This window comes from Actinomadura sp. RB99 (assembly GCF_014706005.1).
In the GTDB taxonomy this organism is placed as follows: Bacteria; Actinomycetota; Actinomycetes; order Streptosporangiales; family Streptosporangiaceae; genus Spirillospora.
The window spans coordinates 81,559-104,266 of record NZ_JABMCA010000034.1 but is presented as its reverse complement, the minus strand read 5'-3'; the positions used below and the strand labels follow the sequence as shown (position 1 = coordinate 104,266).

Below are 22,708 nucleotides of genomic sequence, written 5' to 3'. Positions count from 1 at the left end.
GAAGACGATGTGTGCCGGCTGCGCCGGGACCGCAAACTCGGCCCGGCCCGCATCGCCTCGATCCTGGGCATGGCGCCCTCCACCGTGCACCGCGTCCTGACCCCTCACGGGCTGGCGCGGCTGGCCTGGCTCGACCGCCCCACCGGCCAGACCATCCGCCGCTACGAACGCGACCGGCCCGGCGAACTGCTGCACGTGGACGTCAAGAAACTCGGCCGCATCCCCGACGGCGGCGGCCACAAGGCCCTGGGCCGCCAAGCCGGACGAGCCACCCGCGCCAACATGGGGTTCGACTACATCCACTCGGCCGTCGACGACCACACCCGCATCGCCTACAGCGAGATCCACCCCGACGAGAAGGCCGCCACCTGCGCGGCCTTCCTGCGCCGCGCAGCGGCCTTCTTCACCGAGCTGGGCATCACCCGCATCGAACGGGTACTGACCGACAACGCCTGGGCCTACCGCAAATCCACCCCCTGGCACCAAGCACTGGACGAACTGGGCGCCGCCGGCCGCCACACCCGCCCCTACCGGCCGCAGACCAACGGCAAGGTCGAACGCTTCAACCGCACCCTGCTGGAGGAATGGGCCTACATCCGCCCCTACACCAGCAACACCCAACGCACCGCAGCCCTGACCGACTTCCTACACACCTACAACCACCACCGCGACCACACACCGCACTGAACGCCCAACCACCCATCACCCGCGTCAACAACCCCACGGGATACAACAACTAGGGCGTGTCTCAAAGGCAGGTCAGCCAATCGTTGATGACGGCGATGTGGAGGACGGCCTCGTAGCGGACGGCGACCTTGTCATACCGCGTGGCCACGGCACGGTGGCGTTTTAGCCGGTTGATGGCGCATTCGACGGCGTGCCGCTGCCGGTAGTCCAGCTTGCAGAACACCGGTGGGCGTCCACCACGGCTGCCTCGCTTGGTGCGGTTTTGGGCCTGGTCGGCCTTGACCGGGATGGTGCACTTGATGCCGCGTCTGCGCAGGTAGGCGCGGTTGGCCCGGGAACTGTAGGCCTTATCGGCACGGACCCGGTCGGGCCGGCTGCGAGGACGTCCCGGCCCGAGGCGGGGCACACCGATGTGCTCCAGGACAGCCCGGAACTGCGGGGAGTCACCACGCTGACCGGCGGTGACCAGCAGCGACAGCACCTTCTGGCCCTGCTCACACGACAGGTGGACCTTGGTGGTCAGGCCGCCACGCGAACGCCCCAGCGCGTGGTCGGCGGGCTCACCACCGCCGAGGGCGGGAGGTTCGGCCTGCTCATCGGGACGGGTACGGGCACCGGCCGCATGCTGGTGGGCCCTGGCGATGGTGGAGTCCACACTCACCTGCCAGCAGATCAGCCCGGCCGCGTCCGCCCGCCCTTGCAGGCCGGCGACGATCCGCGCCCACACTCCCGCCCGCTGCCACCGGCGGAACAACGCATACACCGCCTGCCAAGAGCCATAACATTCCGGGACGTCCCGCCAAGGTGCTCCGACCCGCACCCGCCAGCGGATCCCGTCGATGAGCTGCCTTTTCGTCCATTGCGACGGCCGACCCGGACCCTTGGGGACCGGCAGCAGCGGCTCCAGCACCGCCCACTGCCCGTCGGTCAGGTTGAACCGCCGCGTCACCGCTAGGGTGGCCACGAGGTCTCCGGTATTACAGGTTCTTCTTCGTCGATGAACCCATCTACCGGAGACCTCACTACTTACAGATCACGACACACCGTCACACACCCGACTTCGAGACACGGCCTAGAGGGGCGGGGTGGCCCGGTGGTCAGCTGTCGGGTGTTCGGACGGCGATCATGGCGATGTCGTCGGTGCCGGTGGTGGGCAGGTCGTCCAGCAGGCCGTCGCATAGGTCCTCCACGGGCTGGTGGGCGAGTGCGGAGGCGTGGTGACGCAGCCGGTTCAGGCCGGTGTCCAGGTGCTCGCCGGGGTGCTCGATCAAGCCGTCGGTGTACAGCAGCAGGGTGGAGCCGGGCGGGAGCGGTTCGGTCGAGCTGCGGTAGGTCTGGTGGAAGGGGAAGCCCAGCAGGGGATTGGCGGCTTCTTGCAGGAACCGGCCGTCGCCTGCGGGGGTGACCAGGAGCGGCGGCGGGTGCCCGGCCACGGCGTAGTTGAACTGCCACTGGCCGGGGGCTGGTTGCTCGACGCGAGCCAGGACGCAGGTCGCCGTCGCCTCGGGCGCCACCGTTTCCATCGCGTTGTTCAGGCGGCGCAGGATCTCGCCGGGCGGGGCGAGCCGATCGGCCGTGAGGACCCGCAGCATGTTGCGGAGCTGGCTCATTTCGACGGCGGCGGCCAGATCGTGGCCGGCGACGTCGCCGATGGCCACCACGGTCGCGCCGTCGGGAAGCACGAAGGAGTCGTGCCAGTCGCCTCCCACCTCGGCGGCCGTGGGGCTGGCCATGTATCGGGCGACGATCTGCAGTTCGGTGTGCTCGGGGGGTTCGGCGAGCAGGCCGTGCTGCAGGGCCAGCGCGACCTGCTGTGTGCGGTGAAGCCGCACAGCGCCGCTGAGCGCGTCGTGGGTGTGCTCGAAGACCTGCCGCAACAGGGCGATGTCGTCGCGGCTCATCGGTCCGCGGCCACGGCGCCGGGCGGCGGTGACCGCGGCGGCCACGGCGCCATCGACGACGACCGGCATCAGCACGACGCTGGTCGCGCCGGTCTGGGTCAGCCATTCGGTGGTGCTGCTGGGCAGCAGGTCGGCCGGTGGCCGGCCCGGTGGAAAGGTGCGCTGCAGCGGGCGGCGGCGCTCCAGCGCACGCGCGAACCCGCTGCCCGCGGCGAACCGCTCTTCGCCGCCGGGCGGTCGCCGCGGCATACCGCTGCTCGCGGCGGTGGCGACACGCTGGACGACGATCGGGGCGCCGGCGGGCCGGTCGCCGAGGTCGGGGAGCAGGTGCACGCCGCAGCCGTCGGCGAGCGCGGGAACCAGCACCTCGGCGAGCGCGGCGAACATCTCGGTCAGCGCGGGCCGCTCCGCGGCGGCCGCGGCAGCGCGGTCGAGCAGTTCGCGGCGCTGCCGCGCCTGCCACTCCAGCTCGATGTCGAAGCAGGTGCCGATCCATTCGACCACGGTGCCGTCCTCGACCACCGGCGCGGCCCGGACGTCGAAGTGCCGGTACTCGCCGTCGCGGGTGCGGACTCGGTAGACATGGCGCCACGGGCGGACCGCCCGGCGCGTCCGGTCCCATGACCGCAGCGTCGGCTCGCGGTCGTCGGGGTGCAGCGCCTGCGTCCAGCCGTCGCCGAGGAACTCCTGTCGGCTCTGCCCGGTGATCCGCTCCCAGCCCCCGCTCGATTCGATCACCTTCCCGGCGGTATCGGTCACCCACACGACCTGCGCGTTGATCCAGACCATGCTCTCGAACCGGCGGCGCGAGCGCCTGTGCTCCTCGGTCGCCCGATCCGCCCGCCGGACCGCCGCGACCTGCTCGGTCACGTCGGCGGCCACAACCAGGACACCGGGCCGCTCGTGAGTGAACCGCGAGAGAGTGAAGGAGAAGTACCGCTCGGCATCGCCGGCGTCCGCATCGGCGGGCTTCACCGGCGCCTCGACCAGGCTGACCGGTTCACCGGTGGCCAGCACACGATCGAAGAGCTCGCCGTAGTCCTGCTTGGCCGCGGCACCGAACGCCCGTCCGATCGGCTCGCCGAGCCGACGGTCCCCGACGAACGCCCGAAACGCCAGGTTGGTGTACACCAGACGGTGGTCCGGCCCGATCGTCAACGCGACCGCGACCGGCGCCGGATCGAAGGCCTCCAGCGCCAGCCACCCCATACCGCGCTCGCCCGCACCACCCATTCCCAGGCCCCCAGCCGCCCAACGATCCCGCCGCCCCCACCCCCGGGGAGTCCGCCGACCCGCCGAACACCATTTCACGCCCGCGCCGCATACTCCCTGTTCAGCCGCCGATCATCACCCGAAGTTGGCGCACCGTTTGAGGGGCCATCAGCCACCCCGAGGCCGAGCCTGACCGACGAGATGCTGGACGCGCTCACCACGCGGGCCCCGGACGCCTGGCACGTCACCGACACCGCGATGTCGACGACATCGTCCTGATGGTCGACGTGACCGCCACGAAGCCCGCGGCCCGCACGGCACCGTCTACCGGAATGCGCCGGTCACCGCCGACGCCGCAACGGCCCCCGCGAGGGAGCCCGCTCCTCCACCGCGCCGCTGACCGTCCCGCCCGCCGCGGAGGGCGAACCGGGCGGGACCGCGGCGGACGCCGGGGAGGGAGAGGGGCGGCGCAGGACGTGCCGGGCCAGCACCAGCGCGGCCAGCGCCGCCACCAGGCCGCACACCCCCGCCCATCCGAACCGCTCGTAGGCGCGCACCCCCAGCCACGACCCCGCGCTGCCGCCCAGGAACGAGCACGTCATGTAGGCGGTGTTGAGGCGCGCGCGGGCCTCCGGCCGCAGCGCGAAGATCCGCGACTGGTTGGCGACCTGCCCCGACTGCACCGCCGCGTCCAGCAGCAGCATCCCCGCCACCAGCGCGGCCATCCCCGCGGCGCCGCCCGCCGATCCGCCCGCCAGCACCGCCGCTGCGGCGAGCGCCGCCAGCGCGCACACCGGGGTGACCGCGTCGGGCCCCGCCCGATCCACCCGGCGCCCCACCACCGGTGTGCAGACCATGCTCGCCGCGCCCACCAGCGCCACCAGCCCCACCGCCTGCGCGCCCAGCCCATAGCGGGGGCCGCTGATCAGCAGCGCCACCGCCGTCCACGCCGCGCTGAACCCGCCGAACATCGCCGCCTGGTACAGGCAGGACCGCCGCAGATCAGGCTCCTCACGCAGCAGCCGCACCGCCTCGCCGAGCAGCCGTGGATACCGCTCCCGCGATGCCGGCGCCGTCACCGGCAGAACGACCGCCAGCACCGGCGCCAGCAGCAGCGCCACGACCGCCGCGATCAGGTAGGGGGCGCGCCACCCCAGCTGCGCGCCGGCCACCCCGCCGAACGCGCGCGCCAGCAGGATCCCGCCGATCAGCCCGCTCAGCAGCGTGCCGGTCACCGCGCCGCGCCGCCGCTCACCGGCCAACCCCGCCGCCATCGGCAGGATGATCTGCGGGACCGACGTCGTCGCGCCGACCAGCGCGCCCGCCGCGATCAGGACCGGCGCGTCCGGTGCCAGTCCCGCCGCCAGCAGCCCCGCACCGGTCAGCGCCGTCAGCGTCGCGATCAGCCGCCGGTGCGGCATCCGGTCCCCGAGCGGCACCAGCAGGAACATCCCTGCCGCGTACCCCAACTGCGCGGACGTCGCCGCCAGCGCCGCCGTGCTCTCGGACACGCGCAGGCTCGCGGCGATCAGCGGGATCAGCGCCTGGGGGAAGTAGATGTTGGCGACCGTCACCCCGCACGTCAGCGCGAGGAACCAGGTCAGCCGCGGCCCGAGGACCGCCTCATCGGACGCGGCGGAGGGACCGGACGGCGGGTCGGGGGAGAGGCCGCCGGGGGGAGTCGGGGGCACGGATGCACCTCACTGGAGAACCGGTTATAACGGTTCAGGACCGTACCAGTTAAACCGGTTCGCGGCTATCCTCGACGCCATGACCGCCTCCGCCCCGCCCGCCCCGTTCCGCCAGGGCGCCGGACGGCTCTGCCTGGACTTCATCCGCACCCTGCGCCACCGCGGCACGCCCGGCGCGGTCGAGGAACTCGACGACCCCGCCGCCCTGGACGCCTGGATCCGCCAGTTCGGTCCCTACGACACGCCCTCCGACGGGACGGCTCGCGGCGCCGGCCGGGACGGCGGGCGCGCCGACGCGGCCGACCTGCTCGCCGCCCGCGCCCTGCGCGAGGCGATCCACCGGCTCGTCACCGCCGCCCTCGACGGCGGCCCCGCCGCCTGCGACCCCGCGTCCCGCGACCTGGTCAACGCCGCCGCCGCCCGGCCCGTCCCCGTCCCCGCGCTCGACCCCGCCGGACGGCTGCGCCACCACGCCGCCGACCCCGCCGCCGCGATGCTCGCCGTCCTGGCCCGCGACGCCCTCGACCTGGTCACCTCAGCCGCCCTCGACCGCGTCCGCGCCTGTGCCGGCGAACGCTGCGGCGCCCTGTTCCTGGACACCTCCCGCCCCGGGACGCGCCGCTGGTGCTCCATGAACACATGCGGCAACCGCGCCAAGAAGGACGCCCTGCACGCCCGCGGCCACGCCCCCGCCTGACCCACCGCCCGGCCAGCCGCCTCGGTCAGGCATGGAGGGAGCGGTCCACCACCCAGACGTCCTCCTCGTCACCGGACGGTGCCCGAGGCGGCCGATCCAGATACCACTCGACGTGCCTCAGCGGACGCGGCGGTCACCGCGGCCCGTGCGAGCGCGGGTCGGGCAGCTCGCCCTCCCCAGCGCGTCATCGCAGTCGTCCGCCCGCGCTTGGGCAGGGCGCGCCAGGGTTTCGTGCCAGCGCTGGCCGAACCCGACGGCACCCACCTCCGCCAGCGACCCCGAGACCTGCGCCCCCACCCACCCGCCGACCGCTACCTGGTGTTGTGGGACGTGCTGGTACACGAGGAACCGCACGCCCCCCACACCCGCTGGACTCCCTCCCCTGGCAGGCCGACCGGCGCGCCCGCCACCACGATCGACGCGGCCTCGCGCTGGAGGAGTCGCGGATCAAGGCGGCAGAGATCTGCCGCCGCCCCGCCGAGCGGTCCTGGCTGCACGCCGCCGCGAGCGGCCTCGTCCTCGCCGACTTCTTCACCCCCACCTGCACCTCAACACTCGCTCTCCGCGCAGCGCCGCTCCAACCCATGCATCGGGTACGCCTGCCACCAGCGGCGGCCCACCAGCCGGTCATAGTCCGGTCGGGACTGATGCCGGTGCGGCTGTGGTGTCGAGGCCAGGCATGGCGACTCGGGCGGCGCTGGAGCGGAGTCATCGACACCCGCCCCGATCAACCCGCACGGACCCCGCCACCTGGCACACGTGACGTCTCCGGCGCGACGGGTGTTCGCGCCCAGCACCACCCCCCTGCGCGGACCCACCGCCATCACCGGCAACCGCCCCCAGCAACCGGCCGAGCAGGCTGTCGCCCGCCGTCTAGCCCGACAACTACGCACCGCCGCGCCATCGCGACCGCATCACCACGGTGACCACTTCGGTCACCGCACCCGGCGCCTCAGCATGCAGGCGCCCTGGCCGCCGACGTCCAACGCGCGCCGGGAGGACCACCCTCACCGCCCAACACCGCCCTGAACAAGGCGGGCCCTGTTCAGGTCTGTCCAGGCAGGTACACGCGCGGCTGAAAGCCGCACTTGCTGCGCACCGCGCCGATCAGAAGCCAAAGCCGCCCGCAACAGCGGTCGGGAGCGAAGCTGGGGGGTGTGGTGTCACCAGTCGCGGGTGGCGATCAGTTCCTCGATGTCGGCCTTGTCGAAGCCGTAGGCGGTGGCCACGAACCAGAAATCTTCGCCGATCGCGTCGCGTGCGACCGTCTCGATCTCGCTGCCGGCCGCCTCGAACTCCGTCTGCAGGGCGTTGAACTCCTCGGTCGCGGCGTGCGTCAGTGTGTAGAGCGCGGCCAGGTCGGCGGGCTGGTCGGCCTCGATCCGCTCGCACAGACTCAGCAAGATCGCTTTGCCCTTGTCGACGAGGTGATCGGGGTAGTACCCGTCGTCGTACATCTCGGTGAGGAGTTCGTGTTCGAGCACCTTCTGGTTCGTCACAGCCACCGCGATCGCTCCTTTGTCCACCATGCCGGTCCCGGCACATACTTCACCGCGCCTCTGACAACGCCGGTCCAACTGGCCGACGGATCGAAGCCGGGTCGGTAACCGCGATGACAGGTGAGCGCGGGCTTACGGTCAGCGGCTCCTGCGGACTCAAGACCACAGCGGCGAACATGTACGACGAGGCTGGTCTCGAGATCGTCGGGTCCGCCGCCGCTGGTCGGTGCAGCGGGTATGGGTGCTTCAGCGAGTTCGGATGTTCCGGCGCTGGCCGGGTCACCGTTCGCGTCACCAATCCTTCGGGTCCACAACGGACGGGTTATGGCTGACGATCGCCTCGTAGATCTTGTCGCGGGGCATGCCCGGCCCATCAAGCCGACACAGCACCTTCCCTTCCTGAGGTTCCCCGGCGCCGCCTCCGCTCCACACCGTGAGGAAAAAGCCGGTTCGATCGGGCGGATTCTTGGCAGTGAGCCGCTGGATCGAATCCCAGGGATAGATCTCGACCGTGTCCTCCCGCCCTCTCCTATGCAGCACCGTCTCAATGCCGTCCGAGGTGATGACGAGTTCCATTCGGGCGGCCCAGATCAGTACAACGAAGGCGAGAAGGCAGAAAAAGCCGGTGAGTAGAAAGGTGAAGAAGCCGGCCGGGGGACCCCATAAGTACCAGGTGATCAGCGGCGGGACGATAGTCGCCGCCGCGCCGATGGTGACTTCTTTGGGGTAGTTCGTGGGCGGTGGCTGGAAGGAGACGGCCGGCGGCATTCGAGCCGTCGGCGACCCGGAAGTCTTCCGAGTCGAAGCGACCTCGCTCTGCGCGCGCGAGCGGAGAGGGGCGGTGTCTTTCGATGGGGCGGCTCGGCCCGGCCCGTTTGATCGGGTCGTGGTGTCCAGGAGGTCGAGCAGTGCGCCGAGGGTCGGGCGTTCGGCGGGGTCCTTGGCCAGACACTGCTGGATGAGTGCCAGGAGGGGGGTGGGGACGTGCGCCAAGTCGGGGTCTTCGTGGATGATGCGGTAAAGGATCGCGGCGTGCGGCCCGGTTCCGAAAGGCGGGTGACCGGTCGCGGCGAAGGCGAGAACCGATCCGAGAGAGAAGATGTCGCTGGGTGCCTCGACGACGTGGCCCATTGCCTGTTCGGGTGACATGAAGGCGGGGGTGCCGATGATCGCGCCCTTTTCCGTCAGCGTCGTGCCCTCCAGCGCCCGGGCGATGCCGAAGTCGATGATGCGCGGCCCGTCATCGGCGAGCAGGATGTTGGCCGGTTTGAGGTCGCGGTGCACCAGGTTCTCCCGATGCACCGCGGCCAGTCCTTCGGCGAGCCCGGCTCCGAGGGTGAGGACCGCCTCGACGGGCAATGGCCCCTTCTCCTCGACCGCCGCTCCCAGCGACGGCCCCGCGATGTAGGCGGTGACGACCCAGGGCGGGTCCGCGTCCGGGTCGGCGTCCACCACATGGGCGGTGAAGAATCCGCCGACGCGGCGAGTGGCTTCGACCTCCGCTGCGAACCGTCGCCGGAAGCCCGGATCGGCGGCCAGATCGGAGCGGATGAGTTTCACGGCGACCGGCCGTCCTCCCCGCGAGTGGGCGTAATAGACCTGGCCCATGCCGCCGGCGCCGAGACGAGCCTTGAGCTGATAGGTGCCGATGCTGCGCGGATCGTCGGGCTTCAGCGGCTCCATGCACCGACCTTTCCTGGGAGGCTTCCAGTAGGTTCTACCGCGTGACCGAGCAGAGCGGGAGACGCTGCGCAAGGCGCACAGGTTCATGCAGGTCCTCGTGGCAGATCGTGACCGCGATGGCAGAGCGGCCTGAGGCGTCGCGACGCCGAGTACGAGTGGGAAGTGGCCGCACTGCTGCGCCACAACCTGTCGGGGATCGCCCTACCGTGTCCCCTTGTCCAGCAGGTGCCGTCCGGACGGCCATGAGCGGGCCCTGGCACACCACAGGTTCTGACGGGCACGCATGGACGCTGTGGCATATCGAGCAGGACGGGGGAAGCAGGACGCCTCCACCGCCCTTCCCAGGGCTCAGAGGCGGTCAATGAATAGGAGACGGTAAGTGCTCGGGGAGCGCCAGGCGGCTACCGGATCTGGGACACCAAGGCCCGTCGATGGTTGGGAGAACTCTACGAGCTGCGCCCGATGGCCTGTTGACCGAACTGAACGGCCCGCAGACTACGAGTAGACCACGCGGCGGGTTTTTAACTTCTCGTCTTCTGTCACTTCCCCGGGCATCATCGAAGCATGGGATTGGCACGCACACTGGCACTCCAGGCCCATCGGCCACTGGGGCGACTGGCCCTGCCATTCCTGCGCCCGGCGTCCGCCGCACCACCGCCCTGGGACACCGGGGCCGACCCGGGCGCGCTGCTCGCCGTGGCGTTCTCCGCACGCGACCCCGGAGCCAGGCGGAGAGCGGCGGCGCGGATCGAGGCGCTCTGGGACGGCGAGCCCGAGCGCCGGAAGGTCATCTGGTGGCTGCTCCGGGAGCGAATCACCGCCCCATTCGGGCCTCACGGCACCGACCGCCACCTCTCTGAATGGACGAAGGTGGCAGACGGCTCCGCGGGCGTATCGCGAGTCTCGGGAACCGGCGTCAGGCGGTCAGATTCCCGAGCCGGGGACCGGATACACCTTCCCGAGACAGCCGAGCGTTTCCTCTTCGGCCCCGACCCCGACTGCCCCCGCGTCCCGCGGATCCGGCTGGTCACCGGCCTGGGCCTCGGCACGGCAGCAGAGGCCGAACTGCTGCTCGACCTGGCCCTCCGCGCGGACGACCCCGCCCTTCGCGACCGGTGCGCCGCCATCGTGGCCGAGACCGACGAACCACACGTCCTGGACGCGCTGGAGAACGTCTTCTCCCGGGCGTTCGACTTCTGGGTGAACTCCAGGACCTTCCGCGGCGAACTGATCCTCGGGCAGCGACCAGAATTGTGGAGCGACGACGGCACACCGACGCCGCTGCTGTCCCTGCTGCTCAGCAATCCACATGTCCCTCGGCCACCCGGCGCCGAGTCGGGCGGCGGGACCTCCTACTCAGCGGTGCTCGCGGCGTTGCACGGCCGCTTCGACCTCCTCGCCTACTTCCCGCCGGGCTGGCTGATCCACCAGATGCTGACGGTGACGGAGGAACGGCCCGGCACACCCGCCGACGCGGCCTGCCGCCGGGCCCTGCGAGCCCTCGACGAGGGCCCGGCACGGGAGATCCTTTGTGAGGCCGCGATGGAGGACGCCGACAACGACGCCGTCGCGGCCGTGACCGACGCCGGCTATCTCCCCGCCGACCCGGACCTGGTGCCGCTGTTCCTGATGCTCACCCGGCAATGGGAGCGACTCGCGGCCGCCGATCCGGACGGACACCGCCTGCGGGACTACATCGCCCGGGGGGACAGTGACCCGGGCTTCGACGGGCTTGTCCGGATGCTGGAGCAGGACGCACATCCGCACCCCGCCACCGCACACGACCCCATCCCCCACGACGCCCGCGAGCACGCTCTCGCCGCCCTCCGCGCGATCGGCCCCGGCGCCGCCGGCAACCGACTCTGCGCGATGGCTGTGGACGGCGTAGACGTCGCCGTTCGGGTCGTCGCCGAGAGCGGCCTGGTGCCTGTGCCCAACGATCACCGCGACCTGGCACTCTTCCTGTACCGAACCGGCCAGTGGGATCGGTACGACGCCGCCGACCCCGACGGACGGCACCTCCGCGGCCACGTCGCGGGGCTCAGCCCGTACGACGACGAGCGCACGAGGCTTCGGGACGCCGCCAAGCGTGGCGGGCGGCCGATGCCGTGCAGCCCGCCGTCCGAGCCGGCGCGTCCCGACCCGTACTGGCCGGGCGGAACCGGCGTGGCCGGAACAGGCGGCTTCATTGGCGGCTTCACCACTCACTAGCGTGCTGTGGAGACCCGCAGCACGCTCTCCGCTGAGTTCCCTCGGCTCGGCGGATGAGAAACATCGAGCACTGAGAGTCCCTGGGACCGCCGCGGCTTCCTCCTGGCCTCGGCCGCCGCCGGGATCGCCGCGGCCGTCCCGCTCACGGCCGTCCGCGCCGCGACCGGCCCGGCATCCGCGAGCAGCCCCTTCCGGACGGCTCTGTCGGTCAGCTCCTTCACCGAGAAGGTGCTCGGCAGCGTCTCCCTCACCGACGGCGTACGGACCGCGAGCACCGTCACCGACGTCCAGCGCCTCTTCGAAGCACACGGCGCCACCGAGGTCTACGCCCGCATCGCGACCCGCCGGCAGGCGCAGTCGGGCGACGCGCAGCATGGCTTCGACCAGGACATCCCTGACCATCGACCAGATGGTTCCGGTCCTCCGGCGCTACGGAGCCCTGGTCGCCGCGCAGATCCTGCCGACCGGAGCCCAGGTCAACACGTGGGACCTCGGGAACGAGGTCGAGTTCGGGGTGGCCGGCGTCGCGATCCGGAGCCTGGTCACCCAGTCCGGCGGCTGGACCTACAGCCCGCCGGACGCGGTCGACCCGGCCATCGGCGAGATGGACTTCTACAGCCTCATCTCCATGGCGGAGGACGACCGCATCGCCTGGCTACGGACCCACCTGTGGCCCCACGTCGGCCTCCTGCTCGCCGCCACCACCTCGCTGCGGAGCAGCTTCGGCAAGAAGGTGTTCGTGGCCGAGCTCTCGGCTACCCGTCCGCCAATATGTCCGATCCCCATGCCTGGAACAGCGCGCTGCTCGGCTACCCGATCTCGCCGCAGGGCGCGCACGGCTTCGTCCGCAACCTCGTGGCGTGGGGCGGCGGCGCCGGCGGCCCCCTGTCCGGCGTGCGTCCCTGGGCCCCCGACTACTGCACGGCGGGCTGGCAGCCGATGAGCCACTTCGCCGTGACCGGGACGACCGCGACGGCCGAACCCGTCCTCGACGCGATCGCCCAAGGTCTCCAGCAGGCTGCTGGAAGCTGACCGCACGGACTCATAGGTGCGAACGCGGTTCCGTACCGGCGCGCATCCTGATGCTGGGGCTCGCGCATGTGCAGTGACGCGGCGCCACGGGCCTCCAAGGATGCCGTCTCGTTGTGGCCCGGCTGCCAATCACCGCGCGCGTCTTCGTCTTCGACTTCATGTCGGGCGCGGCATCGGGCCTGGCAAGGTGCACCAGCTTCTTGTCCACCCCCTGCCTCGGGAGGCGCCGATGCGATACCGCTCCATGCTCACCGCCGCGTCACTGGGAGCCGCACTGGCGGCCCCCGTGATCGCGAGCCAGCCGGCCTCGGCCGCACCGTTCGCCTGTCTCTCCTCTGACAACGACATCTACGCCGCGGACGGCAACGTCCAAGGCGATCCGGGGGACCTGCTCGGCTGCCGCCAGGTCCAGCTCCCGGGCGTCTCCAACCCGCCCGGCTACAAGGCCTGGAAGATCCGCTACGTCTCGACCGACGCCAAGGGCGCCAAGGTGGCGGTGACCGGGACGGTGGCGGTGCCCACCGACGCGTGGTCCCAGGGCGGCTCGCGGCCCACCGTCGCGTTCAACCCCGGGACGCTCGGGTCGGGGCCGCAGTGCGCCTTCTCCAAGCAGCTCACCGGCCAGTACCAGGACATGTACGAGGGCGACAACATCGCCACGTTCCTCAAGGCGGGCGACGCCGTCGCCGCCACCGACGGTCTCGGCTACATCGCGGGGAAGGTCCACCCCTACGTCAACGGCGCCGACGCGGGCCACGCCCTCCTCGACGTCGTGCGCGCGTCCCGCCAGATCCCCGGCGGCAGCCTGAAGGACGACGGCAAGGTCGGCATCTCCGGTTACTCCGAGGGCGGCGCCGCCTCTCTCTGGGGCGCGCAGCTGGCCAAGTCCTACGCTCCCGAGTTGAACGTCGTCGGGGCGGCGGCGGGCGGCGTCCCCGGCGACCTGAGAGTCACGGCCAAGGCGCTGAACGGGAGCCTGTTCGCCGGCTTCCTGGCCGACGCCCTAGTCGGGCTGAACGCCCAGTATCCCGAGATGCCCTTCGACGAGCTGATGAACGACCAGGGCCGCCAGGCCGTCAAGACGGCCGAGAGCAACTGCCTGATGGGCACGCTGGCCTCGTTCCTGGGCGCCAAGGTCGAGAACTTCACCACCGGCAAGCTCTCCCTCGAACAACTCTACGCGCTGAAGGGGCCGGACGGCACGACCTGGGGCGACATCGTCGACCGGCAGAAGCTCGGCGTCGGCATCGGCCCGGCGGGGTCGGGCGCCAAGTACGAGATCGGCTTCCCCGTCTTCCAGTACCGCGGAGCGCTCGAGGAGATCATCCCGCAGGAGACCGAGAACGACACGCGCGCGGCCTACTGCAAGGCCGGCATCAACACCACCTGGAACGCCGGCTACGCCGCCGAGCACCTGTCCACCGACTGGAACGCCGCCCAGGACGTGACCAAGTTCCTTAACGACCGCTTCACCGGCAAGGCAGTGCAGGGCAACTGCTGACCCGCAGGTGATCCGGTACGGCGAATGGCAGGGCCCGGACGCCAAGCCCGTCCGGGCCCTGCCATCTACCTGCCAGCCCTCATTCCGCATGGTCGTGTCGGACGGCCGCCCGGCGCAGGCCTACGTTCGAAATCTACAATGTAAAGGGAGTGGCCTGTTGCCCAGCCCACAAGAGTGCTCGTGGCCACCACCAGATTGGCGGCGATCACCTCGATTCGAGAGCCCGGACCCATCTCGGGTGCAGGCCGTAGGTGACCTGACGCGGCGGTCGGGCCGGCATGCCTGATCGCTGTTTCGGGACTGGTTCCAGGCCGGGGAGGTCAGAATGGCGGTGTCTGGAGTCGTGGAGACGGGCGGGGTGCGGTGCTGGTCGGCGACGAGGCTGCGGGGCGGTATCGGCTGGTCGGCGTGCTGGGGCGCGGCGGGTTCGGAGAGGTTTGGCGGGCCACCGACCTGCTGAGAGACCAGGACGTGGCGATCAAGTTCCTGGGGCGGGACGTGGCCGAGGCCGGGTCGGTGTGGCTCACCAAGTTCAAGCAGGAGGCCAGGATCGCCGTGCGGCTGACGCATCCGGGGATCACCAGGGTCGATGATTTCGGGGAGTACGGCGGGCAGTGGTACCTGGTGATGGAGTTGCTGCACGGGGAGAGCGTGGCGGCGGAGTTGGCCCGATCCGCCGGGGGATTGCCTGTGGAGCGGGTTCGGTCGGTGACCGCGCAGGTGGTCGAGGCGCTGGCGGCGGCGCACGGAGCCGGGGTGGTGCACCGCGACCTCAAGCCTGCCAACCTGATGGCGCTGGCCGGGGGCCGGGTGAAGATCTGTGACTTCGGAATCGCGCGATGGCACGACGCTCCGACGTCGCAGACGCTGCATGGACGGCTGGTCGGCACCCCGCTGTACATGTCGCCGGAGCAGTGGCGGAGCGGCGACATCGACCAGCGCGCCGACCTCTACAGTTTGGGCTGTGTGCTGTACGCGCTGCTCACAGGGTGCCCGCCTTTCATCGGTGAGTCGCCTGCGGTGCTGATGGCGCGGCATCTGAACGCCGACCCGCCTCCGCTTCGTCAGCTACGCCCGGATGTCCCGGCCGACCTGGAGCAGATCGCACAGGAGTTGCTGGCCAAGGACCCGGCCGCCCGCCCCGCCAGCGCGGAGGCCGTCGCGGCCCGCCTGATCCCGCGGGCCGTCGGCCAGCGCGTGGTGCCCCGATCCATTACCAGAGGCGAGCACGACCGTGACGGCAACGGGGGCGAGGGGACCACACGGTCGAGCAGAGGGGAGCGGGCGGCGCGGCGGCTGTTGAGCGGGGCCGAGGACAGAGCGCGGTATCTGGATGCGAGTGAGCACGCACCGCCGGAACTGCCCCGTCTGGCCGCCGTCTGGTGGCGAATCGATCCCGGGCGCGCCGACCGGCTGCTCATGGAGGCCGAAAAGCGCGCCGCGAAGGCCAGGGTGGCGGGACGGCGGGCGTGCGCGCTGGCCGAGATCGCGCGGGCGTACACGACGAGGGACCGCCGCGATGCAGAACGCCTGCTGAACGAGGCCGTGGCAGTCGTCCGCCACCACCGCAGCCTGTTCGAGGAGGACCTCGGTCCCTCACCCTTCGATGGACCCGACGGGCAGCGTGCGGCGTTGGCGACCATCGCCGGGGTGATGGCGGTACTCGATCCCGAACACGCCGAGCGGCTCGCGCACGACATCGACCTGCCTCGGGCGCAGGCTGAGGCGCTGCTGAACGTGGCCGGGGCGTGCCCGGACCGGGCCGAGCGGCTGCTGGAGCAGGCCGAGACCGTGACGTCCGGCCAGGTCGACGGCAAGCATCAGGGGCCGCTGCTGGTGCGGATCGCCGTGCTGTGGGCCGCGATCGCCCCCGAGCGTGCCGAGCGGCTGGCTCGTGGCGTCGTCCGCGCTCCAGGCCACCGGATCGCCCTGGCCAGAGTCGCCGCCGGGTGCGCCGAGTCGGACCGCGGGCGCGCAGTGCGGCTGCTGGAAGAGACCGAGGGGCTGGCGCGGGCGCTGGGACGCTGGCAGCGGCGTTGGCCACTGGCGGAGGTCGCGGCCGGGTGGGCGCTCATCGACCCTGAACGGGCCGAACGGGTCGCCGACTCGATCTCCGGCAAGGGGCACCGCCGCATGGCACTGGCAGAGATCGCGGCAGCCTACGCCCGCACCGAACCCGAGCACGCCGAACGCCTCATGGGCGCGATCCCCGGCCACTGGAGCGCCGAGCAGACGGCCAAGGTCGCGACCGCGTTCCTGACCGGGCATCGGCCCTGACCTCCCTGAGATGATGCGGCCCTCCAACAGGCCAGCGGTCGGCATCAGCGGGAGCGAGAGCTCAGCGACCCTCACGGACCCGGTCGGGATCGTCCCGGCATGATGTGCGGCTGCACCAGCACCTGACCCTCGCTCTTTACGCTGCTACGGAAACGCCTGGAACGCCCCGCCGCCCACTCTCGGGCCCGAGGACCGATGCCGAGTGCACCGTTTCTCGACTCGGCTCCGTGCCGGCCCGGGCGGATCGAGATGGACGAGCGCTGCCGGAGGCACGGCCGATAGTGGCCTGGCGGCGGTGGGTGGGGGTCGTTACGGTACGGGCGTGGATCGACGCGTGTTCGGCATCTGGACCGCGGTCGTGTCGCTGCTCGCGCTGGTGGACGCGCTGGGGTGGTGGAAGGACTACGCGGACGGGGCGCACAGCGTCGGGCTGGGTCTCGCGCAGACCATGGCGTCCTCGCTGACGTGGCTCCCGGTGAACATCAGCGTGTACCTGCTCACCATGTGGTTCCCGGTCAGGCGTCCCCACATGGTGCGCGCGGTCCTGGTCCATCTGGCTGGCTACCTGGTCGCGCTCTGCTGGCTCAGTGGACGGATGTTCCTGTTCGATCCGGTGCTGCACTGGCTGCCTCCCGCGCAGGGCTTCGGCGATGAGTACCTTCGCAATCTCGGGGCTTATCTGGCGATGTACTTCGAGTGGGTCGGAGTGGCCCACGGGGTCTACTACTTCGTCCAGCACCGGCGGCGGCGCGAGCAGCTGGCGCGGGCACGCGAGCAGTTGACCCGGTCCGAGCTGCAGGCGCTGCGGGCGCAGGTGCGGCCGCACTTCCTGTTCAACGCGATGAACACCATCGCCTCGTTCGTCCATGACGACCCGCAGCGCGCGGAGGAGATGGTCGTGCGTCTGAGTGCCCTGCTGCGGCGTTCGCTGGAGCACGACGGTTCGCTGGAGGTGACGTTGCGCGAGGATCTGGAGGTCCTGTCCGCCTACGTGGACATCGAGCAGGCCCGGTTCGAGGACCGGCTCGCGGTGGACTGGCGGCTCCACCCCGGAGCGCTGGACGCGCTGGTCCCGCCGCTGCTGCTCCAGCCGCTGGTGGAGAACGCCGTCCGGCACGGGATCTCCCCGCGCGACGCGCCGGGCACGGTGACCATCACGGCCCGGCCGGAGGGATCCTGGCTGCGGCTGGTCGTCGCGGACGACGGTGTCGGGCTGCCGCCCGGCCGGCCGCGCACAGGGATCGGGCTGGCCAACGCCCGCGCCCGGCTCGTCCAGATGTACGGCGCGGAGCACAGGTTCAGCGTCGAGCCGCAGCCGGGCGGTGGTGTCGCCGCGACCGTCCGGCTGCCGCTGCGGACGGCGCGGACATGATCAAAACTCTGATCGTCGACGACGAGCCCCCGGCTCGGCGGCGGCTCCAGCGCATGCTGGCAGCCCACGAGGACGTCCACCTGCTCGCCGGGTGCGGCTCGCCCGCCACGGCGATCGCCGCCCTCCAGCGGCACCGGCCCGACCTCGTCTTCCTCGACATCCAGCTCCCCGAGGGCGACGGGTTCGGCATCCTCGACGCCATCTGGGGCCGGCACGACCCGGCCGTCGTGTTCGTGACGGCCTTCAGCCACCACGCCGTCCGCGCCTTCGAGGTCGACGCGGTCGACTACCTGCTCAAGCCGTACGGCCGAGACCGGCTCGACCTGGCGCTCGACCGCGTCCGCGACCGGCTGGCCCGGCGGACCGCCGCCCCGGCGCTGAACCGGCTGCCCGTCGAGATGGGCGGGCGGATCCGGCTGCTGGACCTGGACTCGATCGACTACGTACGGGCCGAGGACGGGTACCTGCGCATCCACGCCGGCACTCGCTCGCACCTGGTCCGCAGCACCCTGGCCAAGCTGCACGAGCGGCTCGGCCCCGCGGAGTTCCTCCGGATCCACCGCTCGGTCATCGTCCGGATCGACCGGATACGCGAGCTGGAGATCCTCGGCCATGGGGAGATCCGGCTGACCCTGTGCTCCGGCAACACCCTCATCTCCGGCCGCGCCTACCGGGACCAGGTGCGGGCCGCGCTCGGCCTGCCGACCTGACCGCCGCTCCCGTTCACCCCGCCCCCGCTCCCGTTCGCCGCGCGGACCCGGCCGCCGTCCCGCGACCGCTCCTAGGGTGGGCGCGTTCCGTCACCCGGCAGAGCAGTGGCCGGCATCCTTCCTCGGGGGCATGGGTGCCGGTCCTTCCCCTCGCGTGGGAGTTCGCGATGAGAAATGTCCGCCGTACCCTCGCCGCCCTTGCCTGCGGCCTCGCCGTCGCGGCAGTGGCGCCCGGCGCGCACGCCGCCGTCCGAGGGCTCCACGCCTCGTCCGCCGCCGTCCGAGGGCTTCACGCCCCGCACCCGTGCCGCGACGACGACGGCGCCGTGCAACCCGGCTTCACCTGCTGGACGCTGACCGTCCCGCTCGACCATTCCGGCCGCACGCCCGGCACCCTCGATCTCCAGGTCGGCGCCGCCGACGGCCCGGCCAAGCCCAAGGGCACGCTGCTGTTCCTCACCGGTGGCCCCGGCCAGGAGGGCGTCGCCCTCCTCCGGCGCATCGCCGGGCGGATGCCCGAGGTGTTCGCGCAGTACCGCCTCGTCATGCTCGACCAGCGCGGCACCGGCCCGCTCGGCGCCATCGACTGCCCGAAGATGCAGGCCCAGGTCAGCGGCTCCGACAGCGCCCCGGCCACCCCCGACGCGGTGGACGAGTGCAGCCGCCTGCTCGGCGACCGGGCGCGCTTCTACGGCACCGACCAGAGCGTCGGCGACTTCGAGGACGTCCGGCGTGCGCTCGGCGTGGACACCATGGCCGTGGACGGCGTGTCGTACGGCTCCTTCACCGCCGCCCGGTACGCCATCGCCCATCCCCGGCACGTGTCCCGGCTGGTCATGGACTCGGTCGTCCCGCACCACTGGACGGTCGCCGGAGACCTGAACCTGGTCGGGCTCACCGCCCAGCCCCGGGTGCTCCGGGACGCCTGCAAGGCCGCGCCCGCCTGCGGTTTCGACCCGGCGCAGGACCTCGCCACGCTCGTCCGGCGGCGCACCCCTGCCGGCGGGCTGGCCCTGTTCGGCGACGTCGTGGGCTACGAGTTCCTCGACCCGACCTACCGCGACCCGGACCCGATCCCCGGCAGCGGCCTGCCGGGCGACATCATCGGCGCGATGCACCAGGCCGTCGCCGGCGACACCCGCCGGCTGGACGCCATCGAGGCCGTGCTCACCCCGGCCGACGGCACGCCCGCGAGCCAGCTGAGCGCGGGCCTGCACGCGGCCACGCTCTGCCAGGACCTGCGCTTCCCGTGGGGCACCTCGGCCACCCCGCCTCGGCTGCGCCGCCCGTTCCTCGACCGCACCGCGCGCACCCTGCCCGCATCGGCGACCTGGCCGTACACCCCGGCGGTCGCGCTCGCGCAGAGCAGCGTCCAGACCTGCCTGCGCTGGCCGGCCGAGCCCCCGACCTCCGACCCCGCCGGCCGGCTGCCCGACCTGCCCACGCTGATCCTCACCGGCGACCACGACCTCAGCACCCCGCTGGAATGGGCCGAACAGGAACGCGCCGTCAGCCCCGCAGGCACCCGCTTCGTGAGCGTCAAGGGCGCCGCCCACTCCATCCAGAACCGCGAACCCGGCCACACCGGCCGCGACGCCCTGACCACGTTCCTGCTTAGCTGACCGGGCGACCCCACAGCACCGCTAACGGATCCCGCGAACCGCCGGTGTGCCCGAACGGGCACACCGGCGATCACGCTCAGCGCGCCTGCTCGCACATCCGCACGAATCCCGGCACAAGCCGACATCGATCCAAGAAGGGACCGCCGCCACCACCCCACCCGGCATGGACGTTCCCCGGTCGGCGGGTAAGGTGCCGTCGCCACTGTGGAGGCGGCGATGGGCCTGCGGTGTTCGAGTTCTTGGCGGAAGACGATCTCATAGCGGGCGTTCATCTCGCCTGGCGGCACTCGCAGCTTCGTGAACGTTCTGTCCGTCCGGTCCCTCCAGCGGCTGGGTCGGGATGCCGTGCCCCGGCGCCTCCCCGCGCGGCGTGTGGCCGACGTCGGTCTGCCCCTGGCTAACACGTATGCGGGAGTCTCGCTCTGTTTGTCGGTTAAAGGTAGGTATTTCCCTGGATATCCCGATTCACGGTGATGGTCGATGGTGGGGCGATCACACTCGTCGTGGAGGACATCCCATGGGAACCGTGGAACTGACCGCTGCACCGCAGGACCTGCCCGGGGCGACCAGCTATCGGGGGCAGCACATGATCGACCTGCCGGTCGACGACGCCGCCTGGCTGCGCTACAAGGGGATCAGCTACTGGCTGTCCCCGACCGTCGACCACAATGCCGAGGTGGTCTGCTGGGTCTACCTCCTGTCCGACCCGGATCTGGAGCTGACCTGCGACATCTACGACGAGACCGGGCAGCGGCTGCAGCTCGGGCGCGCCAACGACGGGGACCTGCAGCCGTGGGTCATCAGTCTGAAGCAGGAGGTCTCCAGCAACGGCGCCGTGTCGTGGCAGGACACGGTGCCGGGCACGTCGCTGACGTTCCGGCTGAACTACCGCGGCAGCGTCGCGGTCAAGGACGTGGTGGTACCGGTCGACTTCGGGCAGCCGGTGGCCCAGGCGCTCGGCGGGCGCAAGCTCTACTTCAGGCTGAGCGATCAGCCGCTGGCGTTCACGTGGCTGACGGAGCAGGACCGGCAGCGGCCGGAGAACAAGACCCCGCTGATCTACCTGCACGGATACGAGGACCCCGACACCGGCCTGGAGACGATCGGCACCCGGCTGCCGCCGATCGCGCTGACGCGGCAGCGGATCTCCGAGGCGTGGCGGACGGCGAAGGCCACCGGGTACTTCGATCCCGCGGTGTTCCCGAACGTCCCGGCCGCGTCCGATGAGGCGACCCGGGCCGGGATGGCGCTCGCGGTGGCGGGACTGGACGAGACGACCGTCGTCCAGGAGCTCACCGCTGGCGGCCGGCTGGTGGTGCTGCGCGACATGGCCGGCGCCTTCACCTACCGGTTCGTCCCCGCCCCGGCGCACTGCCGGCCGGGCCTGGTGCTGGTGGAGCACTACCGGCTGACCTCGCTGCCCGCCCGCTACGGGGGCGGACGCACGATCAAGACGTTCTCGCTGCTGCCGGGGGAGCGGACGAGCATCCGTATCAGCACGTACAAGCGCTCCACCGAGAGCCTGCAGAAGACCTCCTCCATCCTGGACTCGGTCACCGACGAGACCGAGAGCGAGTTCGGCCGGACGGTCAGCTCCGAGCAGTCCAACCAGGCCAACGCCGGCAAGACCTTCGAGTACCGGGCCGAGGCGGAGGCGCAGGGCCAGGCCAACTGGGGCTGGGGCAGCGCCAGCGCCAAGGTGTCGGGCGGGGTGTCGGGCAGTTCCAACAGCGCCCGCGAGGAGCTGACCAAGAACATCAGCAACGCGGTGAGCCAGAACACCGCCCGCGCCTCGGCCAAACGGGACGTGCAGATCGACACCAGCCTGGACGTCAAGCTGGAGCAGGGCGAGGAGCAGGCGGTCGATCGGACGCTGGAGAACGTCAACACGAGCCGCACCCTCAACTTCGTGTTCCGGCAGATGAACCAGGAGTACGTCACGCTGCTGCACCTGGTGGACGTGCGGGTGGCGTTCTTCAACGGGCACGCCGAGTCCCGCGACGAGGTGGCGCTGACCGATCTGGACCGGCTGCTGGCGGACTGCGTCGAGCCCGGGTCCGTTCCCGCCGTCCGCAAGCAGGTCCTGGACGCGCTGCGCGGCATCACCGACCACGAGGGCAGGGCGCGGCCCGAGATCGTCCGGCCGGCGGGCGCGGACGAGAACGGCCCGTTCCAGATCGACACCACGCTGACCTCCGCCTACACGACGCCGGACGGCCGCGAGCACACCGTTTCCGGCATCATCGTCGGCGTCGGCCAGCAAGTGCTGCGCACTGACGGTGTCGTGGTCGACTCGTTCCTGGGCGAGGGCGACGCGCTGGACGCCTACTCCATGGGGCTGCAGGAGCAGGCGGTGCGCGCCCGCCAGCTGGACAACGACCGGCAGGAGGCCGAGAACGAGAGGCTGCGGCTGGCCCTGCAGCTCGTCCAGAAGGGGGACGCCGCCGCCGTCGGCCTCTACCAGCGGCTCTTCCCGATCCCCCAGGTCGTCAACCAGATCGACCACGCCGCCGTCAGCACCACGCCGCTTCCCCTGCCCTCGGACGAACCGACGCCCGGCGGCACGTCCAACGGAGCCGCCGCCGCACCGGCCCTCTGACCGCCCCCGGCAGC

The 22,708-nt window shown here is 71.4% G+C and carries 15 protein-coding genes and 1 pseudogene; 10 read left to right on the top strand and 6 right to left on the bottom strand.

The window, feature by feature from the left end:
• Nucleotides 1-740 (top strand): annotated as a pseudogene (locus tag amrb99_RS27580) (IS481 family transposase); the annotation flags it as partial.
• Between the two features lie 8 nt (nucleotides 741-748).
• Here the strand turns inward: amrb99_RS27580 and amrb99_RS27575 are convergent.
• The 3 genes from amrb99_RS27575 to amrb99_RS27565 all read right to left on the bottom strand — a co-directional run bounded on the left by amrb99_RS27575 (nucleotide 749) and on the right by amrb99_RS27565 (nucleotide 5,491).
• The gene (locus amrb99_RS27575) at nucleotides 749-1,651 is read right to left on the bottom strand and encodes an IS5 family transposase (RefSeq protein WP_190861318.1); all 903 of its coding nucleotides are present in this window, start codon (nucleotides 1,649-1,651) and stop codon (nucleotides 749-751) included.
• 133 nt (nucleotides 1,652-1,784) lie between these two features.
• Nucleotides 1,785-3,797: a SpoIIE family protein phosphatase gene (locus tag amrb99_RS27570; protein ID WP_241755977.1), complete on the bottom strand. Its 2,013-nt coding sequence runs from the start codon at nucleotides 3,795-3,797 to the stop codon at nucleotides 1,785-1,787.
• A gap of 344 nt (nucleotides 3,798-4,141) precedes the next feature.
• A complete protein-coding gene (locus amrb99_RS27565; protein ID WP_347256885.1) occupies nucleotides 4,142-5,491 on the bottom strand; it encodes an MFS transporter in 1,350 nt (449 codons plus the stop codon).
• Nucleotides 5,492-5,570: 79 nt separating this feature from the next.
• Between amrb99_RS27565 and amrb99_RS27560 the strand changes: the two genes are divergently transcribed.
• Nucleotides 5,571-6,188 (top strand): ABATE domain-containing protein, encoded by a 618-nt coding sequence (locus tag amrb99_RS27560; RefSeq protein ID WP_190861314.1) that lies wholly within the window; start codon nucleotides 5,571-5,573, stop codon nucleotides 6,186-6,188.
• 1,163 nt (nucleotides 6,189-7,351) lie between these two features.
• On the opposite strand, the gene amrb99_RS27555 is transcribed toward amrb99_RS27560, so the two are convergent.
• Nucleotides 7,352-7,717: a DUF5713 family protein gene (locus tag amrb99_RS27555; RefSeq protein WP_194737227.1), complete on the bottom strand. Its 366-nt coding sequence runs from the start codon at nucleotides 7,715-7,717 to the stop codon at nucleotides 7,352-7,354.
• Nucleotides 7,718-7,978: 261 nt separating this feature from the next.
• Nucleotides 7,979-9,370: a serine/threonine-protein kinase gene (locus amrb99_RS27550; protein ID WP_190861305.1), complete on the bottom strand. Its 1,392-nt coding sequence runs from the start codon at nucleotides 9,368-9,370 to the stop codon at nucleotides 7,979-7,981.
• Between the two features lie 564 nt (nucleotides 9,371-9,934).
• On the opposite strand from amrb99_RS27550, the gene amrb99_RS27545 reads away from it, so the two are divergent.
• Nucleotides 9,935-11,581 carry a hypothetical protein gene (locus amrb99_RS27545; protein ID WP_190861303.1) on the top strand — a complete coding sequence of 549 codons (1,647 nt, stop codon included), beginning with the start codon at nucleotides 9,935-9,937 and terminating at the stop codon, nucleotides 11,579-11,581.
• Here the strand turns inward: amrb99_RS27545 and amrb99_RS27540 are convergent.
• On the bottom strand, nucleotides 11,578-11,862 hold the full coding sequence (locus amrb99_RS27540; protein ID WP_190861301.1) for a hypothetical protein: 285 nt from the start codon (nucleotides 11,860-11,862) through the stop codon (nucleotides 11,578-11,580). The two genes, amrb99_RS27545 and amrb99_RS27540, sit on opposite strands and share 4 nt — an antisense overlap.
• A 490-nt stretch (nucleotides 11,863-12,352) precedes the next feature.
• On the opposite strand from amrb99_RS27540, the gene amrb99_RS27535 reads away from it, so the two are divergent.
• From amrb99_RS27535 to amrb99_RS27505, 7 genes are all read left to right on the top strand, one after another.
• On the top strand, nucleotides 12,353-12,613 hold the full coding sequence (locus tag amrb99_RS27535; protein WP_190861299.1) for a hypothetical protein: 261 nt from the start codon (nucleotides 12,353-12,355) through the stop codon (nucleotides 12,611-12,613).
• A gap of 229 nt (nucleotides 12,614-12,842) precedes the next feature.
• Nucleotides 12,843-14,114 (top strand): lipase family protein, encoded by a 1,272-nt coding sequence (locus amrb99_RS27530; RefSeq protein ID WP_190861297.1) that lies wholly within the window; start codon nucleotides 12,843-12,845, stop codon nucleotides 14,112-14,114.
• 363 nt (nucleotides 14,115-14,477) lie between these two features.
• A complete protein-coding gene (locus amrb99_RS27525) occupies nucleotides 14,478-16,391 on the top strand; it encodes a serine/threonine-protein kinase (RefSeq protein ID WP_190861295.1) in 1,914 nt (637 codons plus the stop codon).
• A gap of 322 nt (nucleotides 16,392-16,713) precedes the next feature.
• Complete coding sequence (locus tag amrb99_RS51485; RefSeq protein WP_190861293.1) at nucleotides 16,714-17,763, top strand: histidine kinase; 1,050 nt, start codon at nucleotides 16,714-16,716, stop codon at nucleotides 17,761-17,763.
• Nucleotides 17,760-18,473: a LytTR family DNA-binding domain-containing protein gene (locus amrb99_RS27515; RefSeq protein ID WP_190861290.1), complete on the top strand. Its 714-nt coding sequence runs from the start codon at nucleotides 17,760-17,762 to the stop codon at nucleotides 18,471-18,473. The genes amrb99_RS51485 and amrb99_RS27515 overlap by 4 nt, the downstream gene beginning before the upstream one ends.
• A 167-nt stretch (nucleotides 18,474-18,640) precedes the next feature.
• Nucleotides 18,641-20,095, top strand: a complete 1,455-nt coding sequence (locus amrb99_RS27510; RefSeq protein WP_190861288.1) for an alpha/beta fold hydrolase — start codon at nucleotides 18,641-18,643, stop codon at nucleotides 20,093-20,095.
• A 517-nt stretch (nucleotides 20,096-20,612) separates the two neighbouring features.
• Complete coding sequence (locus amrb99_RS27505) at nucleotides 20,613-22,694, top strand: hypothetical protein (RefSeq protein ID WP_190861286.1); 2,082 nt, start codon at nucleotides 20,613-20,615, stop codon at nucleotides 22,692-22,694.
• Nucleotides 22,695-22,708: the final 14 nt, after the last annotated feature.